The organism is Commensalibacter sp. Nvir, assembly GCF_963921845.1.
GTDB lineage: Bacteria > Pseudomonadota > Alphaproteobacteria > Acetobacterales > Acetobacteraceae > Commensalibacter.
Genome location: NZ_CAWUGZ010000058.1, coordinates 1 through 14464 on the forward strand (window position 1 = coordinate 1; position 14464 = coordinate 14464).

Genomic DNA, 14464 nt, shown 5'->3' on the forward strand with positions numbered 1-14464 from the left:
AGATTATATATATATGAATTTGGGCAAACAATAACGAGTTGTAATTGCTGGTAATAACAACCCGTTAATTTCTAGATAACTGGGATATTTTCAATGAGTGACGTCTCTTCAAACGCACAACGTAAACAATTTTCGTGGAAGCCCGATAGCTGGCGTACATTTCCTATAAAACATGTTCCAGAATATCCCAACCCAGCAGAATTACTAACCATCGAAAATAAGTTGCATACCTATCCTCCCTTAGTTTTTGCAGGGGAAATTAGACGTTTAAAAGCACAGTTGGCAGCCGCTGCAAAAGGTGAAGCCTTTGTATTGCAAGGTGGACCGTGTGCAGAAAATTTTGAAGAATTTACTGCTGATATTATCAGGGATGTTTTTCGTATTTTATTACAGATGGCTATTGTGTTGACCTATGGTGCGAAAGTACCCGTGGTAAAAATAGGGCGCATCGCAGGCCAGTTTGCGAAACCAAGATCCTCGCCTACAGAAACCTTACAGGGAAAAGAACTTCTTTCTTATCGGGGCGAAATTATTAATGGAACTGAATTTTCTGAAATCAGTCGTGTTCCAGATCCAAAACGAATGGAAACAGCCTATTTCCAAGCTGCAGGTACGTTGAATTTGATTAGAGCTTTTGCTACGGGCGGATATGCCAATTTGCATGAGGTGCATCGTTGGAATCTCGATTTTGTTGAACGATCACCTTTGGCCGAACGCTATGGTGTGTTATCTGAAAAAATTGATGATACGCTGGCTTTCATGCGCGCTTGTGGTTTGAATTCGCAAAATACGCCCCAAATTCATGAAACTGATTTTTATACGTCTCACGAAGCGTTGTTATTACCTTATGAACAAGCGTTAACTCGGATTGATTCGACGTCTGGAGAATGGTATGGGTGTTCCGCTCATTTTTTATGGATTGGAGATCGTACCCGTCAGCCCGAAGGAGCCCATGTTGAATTTCTACGTGGGATAAAAAATCCTATCGGTATTAAGGTCGGGCCGAGCGCAAACACAGATGACTTGATGAAACTGCTCGATATTTTGAATCCAACGAATGAAGCAGGGCGGATCTCTCTTATTACGCGTATGGGGGCGTCAAAAATCAGGGACCTTCTTCCGCCTTTTGTGCACGCTATCAATCAATCAGGCAATGTCGTAACTTGGCTCTGTGATCCCATGCATGGAAACACAATATCAACGCGTAATGGGGTTAAGACCCGTTCTTTTGATTCAATATTAACCGAAGTGATCGGGTTTTTTGATACGATATCGTCTTGCGATGCAATTCCTGGTGGCATTCATATTGAAATGACTGGGGCGGATGTCACGGAATGTATTGGCGGGGCGCATGATCTTACAGAAGCGGACCTTGCAGAACGTTATCAAACCTTTTGTGATCCGAGATTGAACGCCGAGCAATCCTTAGAAATGGCATTTTTAGTTGCTGAAGAATTAACTAAGAGAAATTTTGCTCAGTCCAATAAATAAATTTGTTAAGAGGGGGGACTGTTTTCTTATGTGTTTTAAAAAAGAACCGTCGTTAGAAAATGGTTTTCGCTCTGCTTTAGCAGCGAAAGAACCTCATGATTATATTAAAATAGAGGAACGTACGGATACATATTTTATAAAGACGAAAACCATTGTTGATCATTATGGTGACAAAGAGGTCGTTTATGCCATTTTCCTGCGAAGACCTGTGGTCTCTGCACCGCGTCTTGTGCTGGATTGGCTTGATTTGATTTTTCGACGAGAAAAAATAAAGGCTGAGGTTTACGTGGCCTTCCCCGAGGGGGAGTGGGTGGGGGCAGGTCTACCTATTTTGTATATTAAGGGATCGTTCAAGCAATTGGTTATGCTGGAAACAATTTTTCTCCAAAAATTGGGGGTATGTTGCGTTGCCGCTTGCAATGCGTATCAAATGGCGCTGACGCTTCCGCATGTTCAATTTGTTGCGATGGGCGCACGCCATTGTGCGGGGTTTGAGATGCAAGAGATGGTGGAATATGCGGCCTGGGTGGGATCGCAAGCGGCTAAGAAGAAAATAGGGGCAAAAGGATTTATTGGTACATCGAGTAACGAAACTTCAAAATCATTCTTCGGTCTTCGCCAAGGATTTGGTACTATGCCGCATGCCTTAATTGGGTATGCAGGCTCAACCCTAGCGGCGGCTGAATTGTTTCACGAACAATTTCCTACTCAAGACTTAAGCGTGTTGGTTGATTATTTTGGAAAAGAGGTAACAGACGGATTGGCTGTTTGTCGTCAGTTTTCTGAATTAGCACACAAAGGAAAAATTTCTTTACGTATCGATACGCATGGGGGTCGATATTTGGAAGAGTTAAATCAACAAACGTCTTACGAATTAATTATGCGTCACGCCCCTGAAACATTACAGCGCTATTGTTCGGAAAAAGAGTTGGCGTATTTGGTGGGTACGGGGGTATCGGCAGCTTCGCTGTGGCATATGCGTGAAAAACTTGATGCAGCGGGCTTTCCCAAAGTAAAATTGATTGCTTCTTCGGGATTTGATTTTGCAAAATGTTTAATCATGTCTGAAGCGGGGGCACCGGTTGATTGTATTGGTACAGGATCCTATATTCCTAATTTATGGAATGAAACCTACGCTACCGCAGATATTATTGCCTATGATGGAAAACCTCTCGTAAAAGTAGGCAGAGAATATCTTATAGGGTTTGCTGAAAAACAAACGAACATATTCTAGACGAGTAAAAGGGATTACTTTATTGATTAATCAAGAGAACTTTTTATTGAAAAAGGACAAAGAATATCGTGTGTATATTTATGATTTGTCCAGCGAGGATAAACAAAAAGAAGTGGAAATTGTTTCCGGTTTCGTTTCTCTAGATCATGCTAATTTATTTGCACAATGCTACGTAAGGGATAGTATTGAACGCTGTCGTACACCCACTTCATCCGCTGAAGAAGTATACCATTTATGGTTAAATTTCGGAGAAGACGTTAAAGTGTTAAGCCATGATGAAATACTTTGGGATTCTAGGGATGAAGTTAATGGTTTTATCGAAAATGGTTCCAGTCATATGCAAAGAAATTGGCGATCCATTGACCCAAGAGCGCTAAAAGAAGAAGACTAAATTTTAATAATTTTGAGATAAGTGTTTAGAATGAAATTACGTTTTGCCCCAAGCCCTACTGGATTAATGCATGTTGGTAATGCTCGGTTAGCGGTAGCCAATGCTCTGTTTGCTCGTCGTCATCAGGGCACGTTTATGTTAAGAATTGATGATACGGATGTTGAGCGTTCAAAGGACGAGTATGTACGGGAAATTTACAAAGCGCTGCAATGGCTGGGGCTACCATGGGACGAACTGATGCATCAATCGGATCGTTTGGAGCATTATCATAATGCAATTGAAAAGTTAAAACAATCTGGACGTTTGTACCCATGTTTTGAAACCAAAGAAGAACTTGATTTTAAAAGAGAGTTAAGACGTAGGCAAAATAAACCCCCTATTTACGATAGGGCTATGCTGAAGCTGACGGAAAAACAAAAAGCCGATGCAGAAGCCAATGGGAAAAGGCCACATTGGCGTTTTTTACTGTCGGACAAAGAAGTACAGTGGAACGATTTGGTTATGGGGGCCTGTCGCGTTAAATTAACTTCAATTTCCGATCCCATCATGATTAAAGCAGACGGCACCGTTTTGTATACCCTTGCTTCGGTGGTAGACGATTTAGAAACGGGGATTACCCACATTATACGAGGGGAAGATCACGTTACCAATACAGGCGTACAGATTGATCTTATTAATGCTTTGTCAAAACAGGAAAATTCTATACATTTTGCACACTTGCCCTTGCTTTTAGACGAAGATGGGGGAAAACTATCCAAACGTTTAGGGAGTATTTCAATTCGCAAGCTTAGAGAAGATGGTTTGGAACCAAAAGCCGTTATGTCTTATCTCGCTCGTTTAGGTACTTCAAGGGATCCACAGTTACTAAGTTTTGATGAATTGGCTAAAGATTACGATTTATCCACTTATTCGCGTTCACCGGCCCGCTTTGACGTTCATCAATTGCTCGCTTTAAATAAAAAATGCCTTCATACGATGGATTTTGAAGAAGTAAAGGGCCGATTGCCTTCGTGCGTACCTAAAGAATTTTGGCAAGTGATTAGGCCTAACATTGATATGTTAAGCGAAGTTCGCTTTTGGTGGGATCTTGCACAAAACGATATTATACCCGAAGCCGAAATAGGGGACAAAGCGTTCCTACAGCAAGCACTGGAAGCGTTGCCTATGGGTGAGTGGAACGAAGACACATGGCCTCAGTGGATAAATACGCTTAAAGCGATCAGTGGAAGAAAAGGAAAATCGCTGTTCCATCCTTTGCGTTTGGCCCTAACTCGAGAGGAAAAAGGACCCGAAATGAAAGGGTTTTTACCGTTTATTGGGTATGAACGGGCAACAAAGCGTTTGAAGGAAGCAATAGCAAATTTGCAATCCTAGGAAAAATTTCATTATTTTTATTTAGGTCTACGACAGATGCGAATAAACGGTGACGTTTGGTTAGGCAATCAAATTTTTACGGTTCCGTTTTTTTAGGTTATTTCATTGCCATGTTAAATTCTCTTCAAGCAGAGCTGTTAAGCCCCGCGGGCACATTAAAAGCAATGCGTTATGCGTTTGCATACGGGGCTGACGCCGTTTATGCGGGTCAACCGCGTTATAGCTTGCGCGTGAGGAACAATGAGTTCACGCATGAAAACTTAACCATTGGAATTAAAGAAGCACATGCTCTAGATAAATCTTTTTACGTAGTGGTGAATATCGCCCCTCATAATGCAAAACTCAGGACGTTCGTTCAAGACCTTGAACCTATTGTTGCCATGAATCCAGATGCGTTAATTATGTCTGATCCAGGTTTAATTATGATGGTGCGTGAACATTTTCCTCAAATGGCCGTTCATTTATCGGTTCAAGCGAATGCAGTGAATTGGGCAACGGTTAAATTTTGGAAACAAATGGGCTTAGAGCGCGTCATCTTATCACGAGAATTGTCTCTTAAAGAAATTGAAGAGATACGAAAGCAGGTGCCTGATGTCGAGTTAGAAGTCTTCGTTCATGGTGCATTATGTATGGCGTATTCTGGACGTTGTTTACTTTCAGGCTATATCAATCATCGAGACGCCAACCAAGGTACTTGTACGAATTCATGCCGTTGGAAATATGGGGTTGAAGAGGCGAGAGAAAATGAATTGGGGCAAATTGTTTCTAGCAAAAAGGATTTGGCAAATAAATTTACAACATTGGGTGAGGGAAAACCCACAGATAAAGTATTTATTTTACGTGAAGGGCATCGGCCACAAGAAGAGATGACTGCCTTTGAGGACGAACATGGTACATATATCATGAACTCTAAAGATTTATGCGCTATTGAGCATGTAGAACGTTTAGTGAGCATGGGGGTACAATCGTTGAAAATTGAAGGTCGTACTAAATCGCATTATTATTGTGCGCGAACGGCACAAATTTATCGTAAAGCCATTGATGATGCCTTAGCAGGACGGCCATTCAATAAAGATTTAACGTTGAATCTTCAGTCGCTTGCCAACCGTGGATACACGGATGGCTTTTTACAAAGGCATAAACACCATACGTATCAGAATTACGAAACGGGTTCTTCTCGTTCTTTTAAACAACAATTTGTAGGTGAGTTTACGGGAGTATTACGAAACGGGCTGGCAGAAGTTAAGGTTAAAAATCGTTTTGAAGTGGGTGATCGTCTTGAAATGATGTCCCCTAAGAAGAATCTAGATTTCAATCTTAAGATTATGGAAAACATCGCGGGTGAGGCTATTGACGTTGCCCCTGGTGATAGTCATACGGTCTATGTATCGATTCCTGAGCAAATAAATTTAACCTACGCACTGCTTATGAAAACTATTGCGCCATAGAATTGTTGCTCGTAAATATGTTTTATTTTTGAAAATTTTCTCAAAAATAAAACAATATCATTGGGTTTTACGAATTATTTTATAATACATGTCATGTTTGGGCGTAGGAGGAAAGCGTTCCCCTTTAACGCACGTGACTTCATTGATTTTTTTACCATCGGATGAGTATTGTCCGTAAATGCCTGATTCTAGAACTTTATCGCCTGGTTTATGGTGATGCATTTTAAAATCCTTCTTAATAATTAACGTACAAACATGAAGGCAAATGTTATTGTAAAGCAACCTAAGTAATTGTAAAGTAAAGTTTTTTCCAAGATCATTCTTGATGAGAAATTTTTATGGTTAATAGAGTGGGATCGGTTTCCCTTACTCTTCGGTTGTTTTTTTTAAACACACGTATCTACTTTAAAATTATATGGGATTATGGGCTGATGAAATTAGTATGTTTTGTCTAAGAAGCGAAAAATAGATAATGTTATATTATAAAGTATTTCGAATAATTTTCATTTAGTCGAAAAAAACATCAATTCGTAGAATTTCAAATTTAATTTTATCCAGAACGTAGCAATCGATTGGTTTTTTCTTTATCAAACAGAAGCAACAAACAGTGAGTAGCCTCCATTTGCTCAGGACAGGCTTCCTTTTCGTTATGTAATAGCGTTTCCGCATACTGATGCGCTCGGGTCAACCATTGTTCTATTCGAATTTCGTCGGCTAGTTTGTAATCGGGTAATCCGGATTGTCTTTTCCCCGTTGCTTCACCACTTCCACGAAGTCGAAAATCCTCGTCAGCAATTTTAAAGCCATCTTCTGTCTCCCTAAGAAGGGATAATCTTCGTTTGGCGATATAGCTTAAAGGTTCATCGTGAAGAAGCAGGCAATAGGATTGTTTGTTTCCTCTTCCAACTCTTCCTCTAAGTTGATGAAGTTGTGCCAATCCAAACCGTTCAGCATGTTCGATAATCATAATGGAAGCATTGGGGATGTCCACGCCAACTTCAATAACGGTTGTGGCAACCAAAATGGACGTTTTTCTTTTTTGAAAATCTTCTAAGGCCTGCTGCCTAACGTGGCTTTCTTGTCTTCCGTGGGCTAATCCAACGGAAGAGGGTCCAAAATACGATTGCAATGCATGGAAACGGTCTTCAGCTGCTGCCAAATCAAGCACCTCACTTTCTTCGATGAGGGGACATACCCAAAAGATTTGGCTACCGTGTTCAAGTGCACGGCGTAAACCTTCCAATAATTTATCTAAACGATTTAAAGAATGTAAAGACGTTTGTACGGGTTTTCGTCCTATTGGTTTTTCTTCAATACGTGTCATTTGAAGTTCACCCCAACGGGTCAATAAAAGGGTCCTTGGAATGGGTGTAGCCGTCATGACCAATACGTCTGTGTGTTGACCTTTATCCCCTAAGCGAAGGCGCTGCTCTACACCAAAACGATGTTGTTCATCAATAATAACCAAAGATAGATTTTTAAATGAGACGCTTTCTTGGAAGAGGGCATGTGTCCCTACAATAATGTTACTTTCTCCACTTTCTATTTGACTCAACACCTCTTTTCTTGATTTGCCTTTGATGCTGCTGCTGAGATAAGAGATTTTAACATCCGTTAACGACGCGAAGGTGGTATAGTGTTGAGTAGCTAGTATTTCGGTTGGGGCCATAATGGCGGCTTGATAGCCTGCCTCAACCGCTTGAAGGGCCGCCATAAGCGCGACAATGGTTTTTCCAGAACCAACGTCCCCTTGCAATAAACGCAGCATGCGATTGGGTCGTTCTAAATCGTGTTTAATTTCATTAAATGCTTTTATTTGTGATTGAGTAAGGGTAAATCCAAAACGCTGAAGCGTAGGGGTAATTAAACGTTGGTTTCCTATGAGGGATCGTCCTGAGCTTGTTGCTGTGGATCGTCTTGCCCGTCCTAACGCCAGTTGATCCGCTAAAAGTTCATCAAAAGCTAAACGTGTACGAGCACGACTGGCGGCTGCGTCATAGTGTTGATGTTCAAACAAATGGGCAAAATCGCTGGGAAAATGCAAAAGGTGCAATGCTTCTTTAAAACTTGGCCATTGTTCGGTTTTTAAGAAAGAGGGAGTTATCCATTCGGGCAATTCTGTAAAATGGTTGAAGGCAGATTTAAGGGCTTTTTGCAAATTTTTAGAAAAAAGTCCTGCTGTTAAAGGCCAAACTGGTTCAATGAGAGGGATATTGTATTCTTTACTTGCATTTTCTACATAATGAGGATTGGTAAATTGTATATGTTTGCCATTCCTCTCTGCGATGCCAGAAACAAAAATTGTTGACTGTGGGCTTATTTTTCTTGCTTGCCATTGAGAAAATAAGACAATATCTGCATTGCCTGTATTGTCTGTGGCGTAAATATGCCAAGGTTGTTTACTACGCTTAGGTTTTTCAATATGAATAACGTTTAGTTTTAAGGTCGCTATATTGCCAGCAATTACATCTTTTAATAAAGGACGATAGCGCCTATCTATAATTCCAGTTGGAAGATGAAACAATAAATCAATAACGCGTTTCCCATTTACCGCACGATAAAGCAGTTCGCTGAGTTTGGGACCGATTCCTTCCAGGCTAGAAAACGGGGCAAGGAGAGGGGACAGAGCTAACCGTGCGTTTGAAGATAAAAACGAAGTGTTCATAGATAGGTTTGACACTGTTAAAAAAAATAATGATAAAGGTTAAAGATGTACTCAGATCAAGATAAAGTAAACCTCGAGATTCGTAAACGTCGCTTACTGTATCAAGCCAACCATCGTGGCACTTATGAAGCTGATCTTTTGGTAGGGCGTTATGTATCGTATTATCTTGAGTCCATGAACGCAGAGCAGCTTGATGAATTGGAACGTATTCTTTTGCTTGATGATGTGGATTTGACATCATGGTTAACCGGAGCTAAGCCCATTCCGAAACATCTGGATACCATGGGGATGCTTTTAAGCATTAAGAAATTCGCTCAATAATTAAAAAGAATTTAGTAGAGGAGAGTATGAATGAGGGAAACCTCTTCAGAACCAATAAATCGTTTTTTGCCGTTATGGGGCATTCCCGAAGGATACGATGCATTCGTGTTGAAACGTTATGCAAAAGAGTGTTTTGGCAAGAAAAAAACATTAGTTCATGTTGTTCAAAATGATACGGATATTGTTCGAATTGCCGAAGTGCTTGATTATATCGGGGAACAGTTAGAAATTTTAAGTTTTCCAGCGTGGGACTGTTTGCCTTATGATCGTGTTTCTCCTAATAAAACGGTTGTGTCTGAGAGGGTGGCAACCTTAACGAGGCTGCTTGAACCTGCAACTATTCCTAGAATAGTTTTGACCACGGTTTCGTCGTTATTGCAACGCGTTCCTCCCCGTTCGGTTTTTTCGGGTAAGGAATTGCTGTTGAAACAAGGGGAAACTCTTGATCAAGAATTTCTTGAAGAGCTATTAATTTCTCAAGGTTATCATCGTACCGATACAGTAATGGAAGCAGGGGAATTCGCAATCCGTGGCAATTTGGTGGATATTTTTATTGCCGGTGAAGAAAATCCTGTTCGTCTAGATTTATTTGGGGATGAAATTGAATCCATACGTTGCTTTGATCCAATCAATCAACGTTCGATTCAAGATGTACCATCGTTGACTTTAAGACCAACCGCTGGATTTTCTTTAGACAAAGAAAGCATTGCCCTTTTCAGAACCAAGTGGCGTGATCATTTTGGTAATCACGCCACGATGGATCCCATTTATCAGGCGGTTTCCGATGGCCGACGTTATCAAGGCCTAGAACATTGGTCTGCTCTTTTTCATACCAAAATGGAAACTTTTTTTGAATATATTCATCAGGCAGAGCTTTCTTTTGCTTATCAGTCCGAAGAAGCCTTACAACCACGGTTAGAAATGATATCGGATCATTATGAAGCCCGTAAACTCCCTATAAAACCTACAGAGATTTCTTATCGACCTTTACCACCTTCGGTTAATTATTTAAACAAAGAAGAGTGGGGACATTACCTCTCTAAGTATAAAAAATATTCCTTTAAACCTTATGCTAAACCAGAAGGAGCATTTGGTATTGATATCGGCGGAAGGCCTGGGGTGGTTTTCTTTAAGAGCCTATCGGTATCAGAACGTGAACATACGTTCAGTTATTTTAAGCAACGTGTTTCAGAGTGGAAATCCGCGGGGAGAAAGGTTTTTGTTACCGCGTGGAGTAAAGGATCAAGAGAACGCATTGCCACGTTATTGAGAGAAAACAAAATTTTGTGTCATAATCTTGACACATGGCGAGAAGCTGAAACCCATAAAGTTGGTTCCGTAGGATTACTGAATTTAGGTTTGGAACGAGGGTTTGTTGCCGATGATTTTGTTTTAGTGTCCGAGCAAGATTTGCTTGGTGAGCGTGTTTTAAGACCGCATCGGCATAAGCGTAAGGCCGAACAATTTATCGCCGCCGCTTCGGAAATTGTTGAAGGGGATTTAGTTGTCCACCAAGAATACGGTATTGGTCGGTATTGCGGGTTAATTAATTTGGATATTGGCGGAGCCCCGCATGACTGCTTGCAATTAATGTATTTTGGTGAGGAAAAGTTATTTTTACCCATTGAAAATATAGAGTTGCTTAGTCGTTTTGGCTCGGATCAAACAGGGGTAGCTTTAGATAAACTGGGTAGTCCTGCGTGGCAAAAACGTAAAGCCACCATGAAGTTACGTATTAAAGATATGGCGGATGCGTTGTTGCGGACGGCAGCCGCAAGGTTAATGCGTGAAGCCCCTGTTGAAACGCCGCCCGACGGTTTATGGGAAGAATTTTGTTCTCGTTTTCCTTTTATTGAAACAGAAGATCAATCCAGAGCCATTGGGGATATTTTACACGATTTATCGTCTGGTCGGCCAATGGATCGATTGATTTGTGGTGATGTGGGCTTTGGTAAGACAGAAGTGGCACTTAGAGCAGCATTTGTGTGCGCAATGGGTGGATTACAGGTTGCCGTAGTGGTTCCTACAACCCTATTGGCACGTCAGCATTACCTTATCTTCACAAAGCGCTTTGAAGGGTTTCCTATTAAGGTCTCGCAACTTTCTCGATTGGTTACAAGCAAGGCGGCCGCTTTAACTAAAAAAGAATTGAAAGAGGGAATTGTCAATATTGTTATAGGTACGCATGCTTTATTGGCCAAAACGGTGCAATTTGCCAATTTGGGTTTGTTGATTATTGATGAGGAACAACATTTCGGTGTAGCGCATAAAGAAAAATTAAAAACCCTACGAGAAGACATTCATGTATTAACCCTTTCGGCTACGCCCTTACCTCGAACGTTGCAATTGTCATTAACGGGAATGCGGGAAATAAGTTTAATTGCCACCCCTCCGATTGATCGGTTGGCAGTCAGAACGTTTATTATGCCTTTTGATCGCATTGTGTTACGCGAAGCGTTGCAACGAGAGCGCTTTAGAGGGGGGCAAGCCTTCTGTGTGGTTCCTCGTGTACAAGATCTGCAACCGTTGCAAGAACAACTTTTGGATATTATGCCAGATCTTAAATTAGTCCAAGCGCACGGTAGGCTTTCACCTTTGGAACTCGAACGTGTAATGACTGAGTTTAGCGATGGTAAATACGATGTGTTGTTATCGACCAATATTGTTGAGAGTGGATTGGATATGCCTTCGGTTAACACGCTTATCATTCATAAAGCGGATCGTTTTGGATTGGGTCAACTTTATCAATTAAGAGGACGCGTGGGTAGAGGTAAGCAAAGGGGATACGCTTATTTAACCTGGCCACAAAATCATCTGTTAAGTAAAAATTCCGAGAAACGCCTCGAAATTATGCAATCGTTGGATAATCTTGGTGCAGGGTTTACGTTGGCTTCGCATGATTTGGATTTAAGGGGGGCTGGAAATCTTCTAGGGGAAGAGCAATCGGGTCACATTCGAGAGGTGGGTGTTGAACTTTACCAAAAAATGTTGGAGGAAACCGTTGCTCAGCTAAGGGCAGAACGAAATAATCAGCCTGTTTTGGATCAAGATTGGTCTCCTAATATTGTTCTAGGGTTACCCGTTTTAATTCCTGAAACTTATGTACTGGATTTGCCGGTACGATTGGGCCTCTATCGCCGAATTGGGAACCTTGTCTCCGAAGAGGATATTGAATCCATGCGTGCCGAACTTATTGATCGTTTTGGAAATTTACCCGATCAGGTTTCGAATTTGTTGGAAGTAGTGAAACTCAAGAAAATATGTAAGGAAATTGGTGTTCAAAGAGTAGAAGTAGGACCTAAAGGAGTGGTTATTCAGTTTTTAAATAATCAATTTAATAATCCAGCTGAACTTGTCCGATGGGTTTCAAGTTCAAAGGATAATCAAATCAAGTTTAAACCCGATGGAAAATTGGTCTATTTATGTGAAACGCCTTTTACGCAACGAATAGAACGAGCAACGTTTTTATTGAAAAAGCTTGCAAGTATCTTTGCTAAATAAGCGCATGATCTTTATTTTATAGTTAACGCATATCTATTTATTTTAGATGGTGTTGTATCTTTAAATTAGAACGAAATAAAGTCTAATGAACGTTACGGATTGCAAATATAACCTTTTAGGTACTAAGCATCCTTAACGTTTCTGATATATTGCGACGTTGGCTTATAAAGTTTTTTGATTTAAGTTTAAGTCAGTTTTTGAAATCGTACGAGGGGCAAAAAAAACCAATATGCATATTTAGCGACTTTTTTGTATCTTTAACTTTCACTTCTATCATTCTACTTAAAATTATATATTTGTATTTTTTGGTGTTCTTTATAAGTTTTTGATAGATTTAAAACAGTAATTTTAATCTTTCATGGGTGAATTGAGAGGAAGAAAATTTCATTTTGCTTAACCCAGTTATACTTAGGGATACCGCACAAATTTATAAGTTATTCATTGGGTCATCTACGATAACTATACTTACTAATAAAGTCCCACTTGTTTCAATTTCTGTTCATAAAGCATAGCTCGTATTAAGGGTATAAATTATTATAGAAATAGATAGAAAAATAACGTTGGTAAAAATAGCATACAAACTTAATGGATTGCGTTAAGTTAACTCTGCAGAACTTTTGAAGCAAGTCCAGATTAGGTGCAAGAATTACTACACTATGTGCCCTGACGAAAACTTACTTTATATAATAAAAACTTCAATGGATTTATATTACCTATTCTATAATGTAAATTTAATGAATGGAAAAAATAAAAACCAAAGTGTTCTATTTATTTCATTCAATTAGTACAGCCAAAAGGTTTTCTCATGTCTGATATTGCTTTTGCGCGTTCACTCCATGTTTTTGCTATTGTAGTGTGGATCGGTGGGGTCAGTATGGTGACGACGATTTTACTTCCGGCATTTAAGCGACATTTTCCTGTCGATAAGCGATTAGATATGTTCCAGCAAATAGAATATCGCTTTGCTATGCAAGCACGTTGGCTTGTATTTGTAGCCGGGTTGTCGGGATTTTATATGGTTTGGCGTTTAAAATTGTGGGACAGATTTGAGCAACTAAGTTTTTGGTGGATGCATGCGATGGTTTTGGTGTGGGTATTGTTTGCATCAATGTTATTTGTTATAGAACCTTTTTTTATGGATAAAAAAAGAGCAGAAGATGCCAAACGTAACCCAGTACAAACCTATAAAAGGGTTCAACGTATGCACTGGATATTTCTATTATTGAGTATCGTTACACTATTGGGTGCGGTATGGGGAAACTAAGTTAGTGAGGAAATCTTTGGTTTCTATGATCACGGAGAATAGAATGGGTATTAATCTCGACCAGTGCATCTTTTTCATCAAACGTTTTTTCAAAGGATGGCTGGATTCTTATATTCATTATTCGTATTACAAGGGACGAAGTAACCGTATTGCTTTTTGGTCATTTGCTATATTTAACGCAATATTATTAAGTATTTTTCATAGTATTGATGAATATTTTTCTTTAGTTTATCGATTTTATATAAAACAATATTATATAGATTTTCACTTATTATTTTTTATTTATTTATTAATAAGTTTTTTTCCATCAATTTGTTTGTGCATTAGGCGCTTGCACGATTTAAATTTGAGCGGTCGTTGGTTGTTTTTGGTTTTTATTCCTATGCCCTTTTTGTATTTAAGTTTCTTTTTTAGACTTATTTTTTTAATAGCTGCGAGCTATCCGAGTGATGAAACAAATCGTTTTGGACCCAAGCCTGTAGACTGTTTTACAACCTAATGCTGGTCGTCGTTACATAGCGGTACACAGTTATAGTGAAGGGTTTAGTTTTGACCTTTGCCTACCAAATTGGGATAGGAACGTTGTTAACGTTAAAAATATTATTTTCGAAGTTAACGTGCCATTTTAATGTATCTGCTTCCTCTTTTTTTCCTGCAAATTTAGCAAGAATTAACCCCATTTTTAGTTTTGAAGGAAACGAATTTGTAAGGGATATAAGTTGATCTATATGGGTGAGCTTAATGGTGCCGTTTGCAGCGTTGATTTTAGAATAAT

12 protein-coding genes are annotated in these 14464 nt (G+C 39.7%); 9 read left to right on the forward strand and 3 right to left on the reverse strand.

Annotated features, from left to right (window positions below):
• Window positions 1–93 precede the first annotated feature (93 nt).
• From AABE15_RS04190 to yegQ, 5 genes are all read left to right on the forward strand, one after another.
• Entirely contained in the window at window positions 94–1491 is a 1398-nt protein-coding gene (locus AABE15_RS04190) for a class II 3-deoxy-7-phosphoheptulonate synthase (protein ID WP_338330026.1), read from the forward strand.
• 28 nt (window positions 1492–1519) lie between these two features.
• Complete coding sequence (locus AABE15_RS04195; protein WP_338330027.1) at window positions 1520–2725, forward strand: nicotinate phosphoribosyltransferase; 1206 nt, start codon at window positions 1520–1522, stop codon at window positions 2723–2725.
• Between the two features lie 46 nt (window positions 2726–2771).
• A complete protein-coding gene (locus AABE15_RS04200; protein WP_338330028.1) occupies window positions 2772–3116 on the forward strand; it encodes a hypothetical protein in 345 nt (114 codons plus the stop codon).
• Window positions 3117–3146: 30 nt separating this feature from the next.
• On the forward strand, window positions 3147–4490 hold the full coding sequence (gene gltX / locus AABE15_RS04205; protein WP_338330029.1) for a glutamate--tRNA ligase: 1344 nt from the start codon (window positions 3147–3149) through the stop codon (window positions 4488–4490).
• Between the two features lie 110 nt (window positions 4491–4600).
• Complete coding sequence (gene yegQ / locus AABE15_RS04210; RefSeq protein WP_338330030.1) at window positions 4601–5938, forward strand: tRNA 5-hydroxyuridine modification protein YegQ; 1338 nt, start codon at window positions 4601–4603, stop codon at window positions 5936–5938.
• Window positions 5939–5995: 57 nt separating this feature from the next.
• Here the strand turns inward: yegQ and AABE15_RS04215 are convergent, their stop codons facing one another.
• Both AABE15_RS04215 and recG read right to left on the reverse strand, forming a co-directional pair.
• A complete protein-coding gene (locus tag AABE15_RS04215) occupies window positions 5996–6160 on the reverse strand; it encodes a YjzC family protein (RefSeq protein ID WP_338330031.1) in 165 nt (54 codons plus the stop codon).
• 328 nt (window positions 6161–6488) lie between these two features.
• The gene (recG, locus tag AABE15_RS04220) at window positions 6489–8603 is read right to left on the reverse strand and encodes an ATP-dependent DNA helicase RecG (protein WP_338330032.1); all 2115 of its coding nucleotides are present in this window, start codon (window positions 8601–8603) and stop codon (window positions 6489–6491) included.
• Window positions 8604–8648: 45 nt separating this feature from the next.
• On the opposite strand from recG, the gene AABE15_RS04225 reads away from it, so the two are divergent.
• From AABE15_RS04225 to AABE15_RS09250, 4 genes are all read left to right on the forward strand, one after another.
• Window positions 8649–8924 (forward strand): succinate dehydrogenase assembly factor 2, encoded by a 276-nt coding sequence (locus AABE15_RS04225; RefSeq protein WP_338330033.1) that lies wholly within the window; start codon window positions 8649–8651, stop codon window positions 8922–8924.
• A gap of 30 nt (window positions 8925–8954) precedes the next feature.
• Window positions 8955–12425 carry a transcription-repair coupling factor gene (gene mfd, locus AABE15_RS04230; RefSeq protein ID WP_338330034.1) on the forward strand — a complete coding sequence of 1157 codons (3471 nt, stop codon included), beginning with the start codon at window positions 8955–8957 and terminating at the stop codon, window positions 12423–12425.
• A gap of 805 nt (window positions 12426–13230) precedes the next feature.
• On the forward strand, window positions 13231–13689 hold the full coding sequence (locus AABE15_RS04235; protein ID WP_338330035.1) for a hypothetical protein: 459 nt from the start codon (window positions 13231–13233) through the stop codon (window positions 13687–13689).
• A 43-nt stretch (window positions 13690–13732) separates the two neighbouring features.
• Complete coding sequence (locus tag AABE15_RS09250) at window positions 13733–14188, forward strand: DUF805 domain-containing protein (protein WP_408870250.1); 456 nt, start codon at window positions 13733–13735, stop codon at window positions 14186–14188.
• 61 nt (window positions 14189–14249) lie between these two features.
• Here AABE15_RS09250 and AABE15_RS04240 read toward each other — a convergent pair.
• Window positions 14250–14464, reverse strand: a 215-nt coding sequence (locus AABE15_RS04240; protein WP_338330036.1) for a hypothetical protein, incomplete at its 5' end; no start/stop codon positions are given.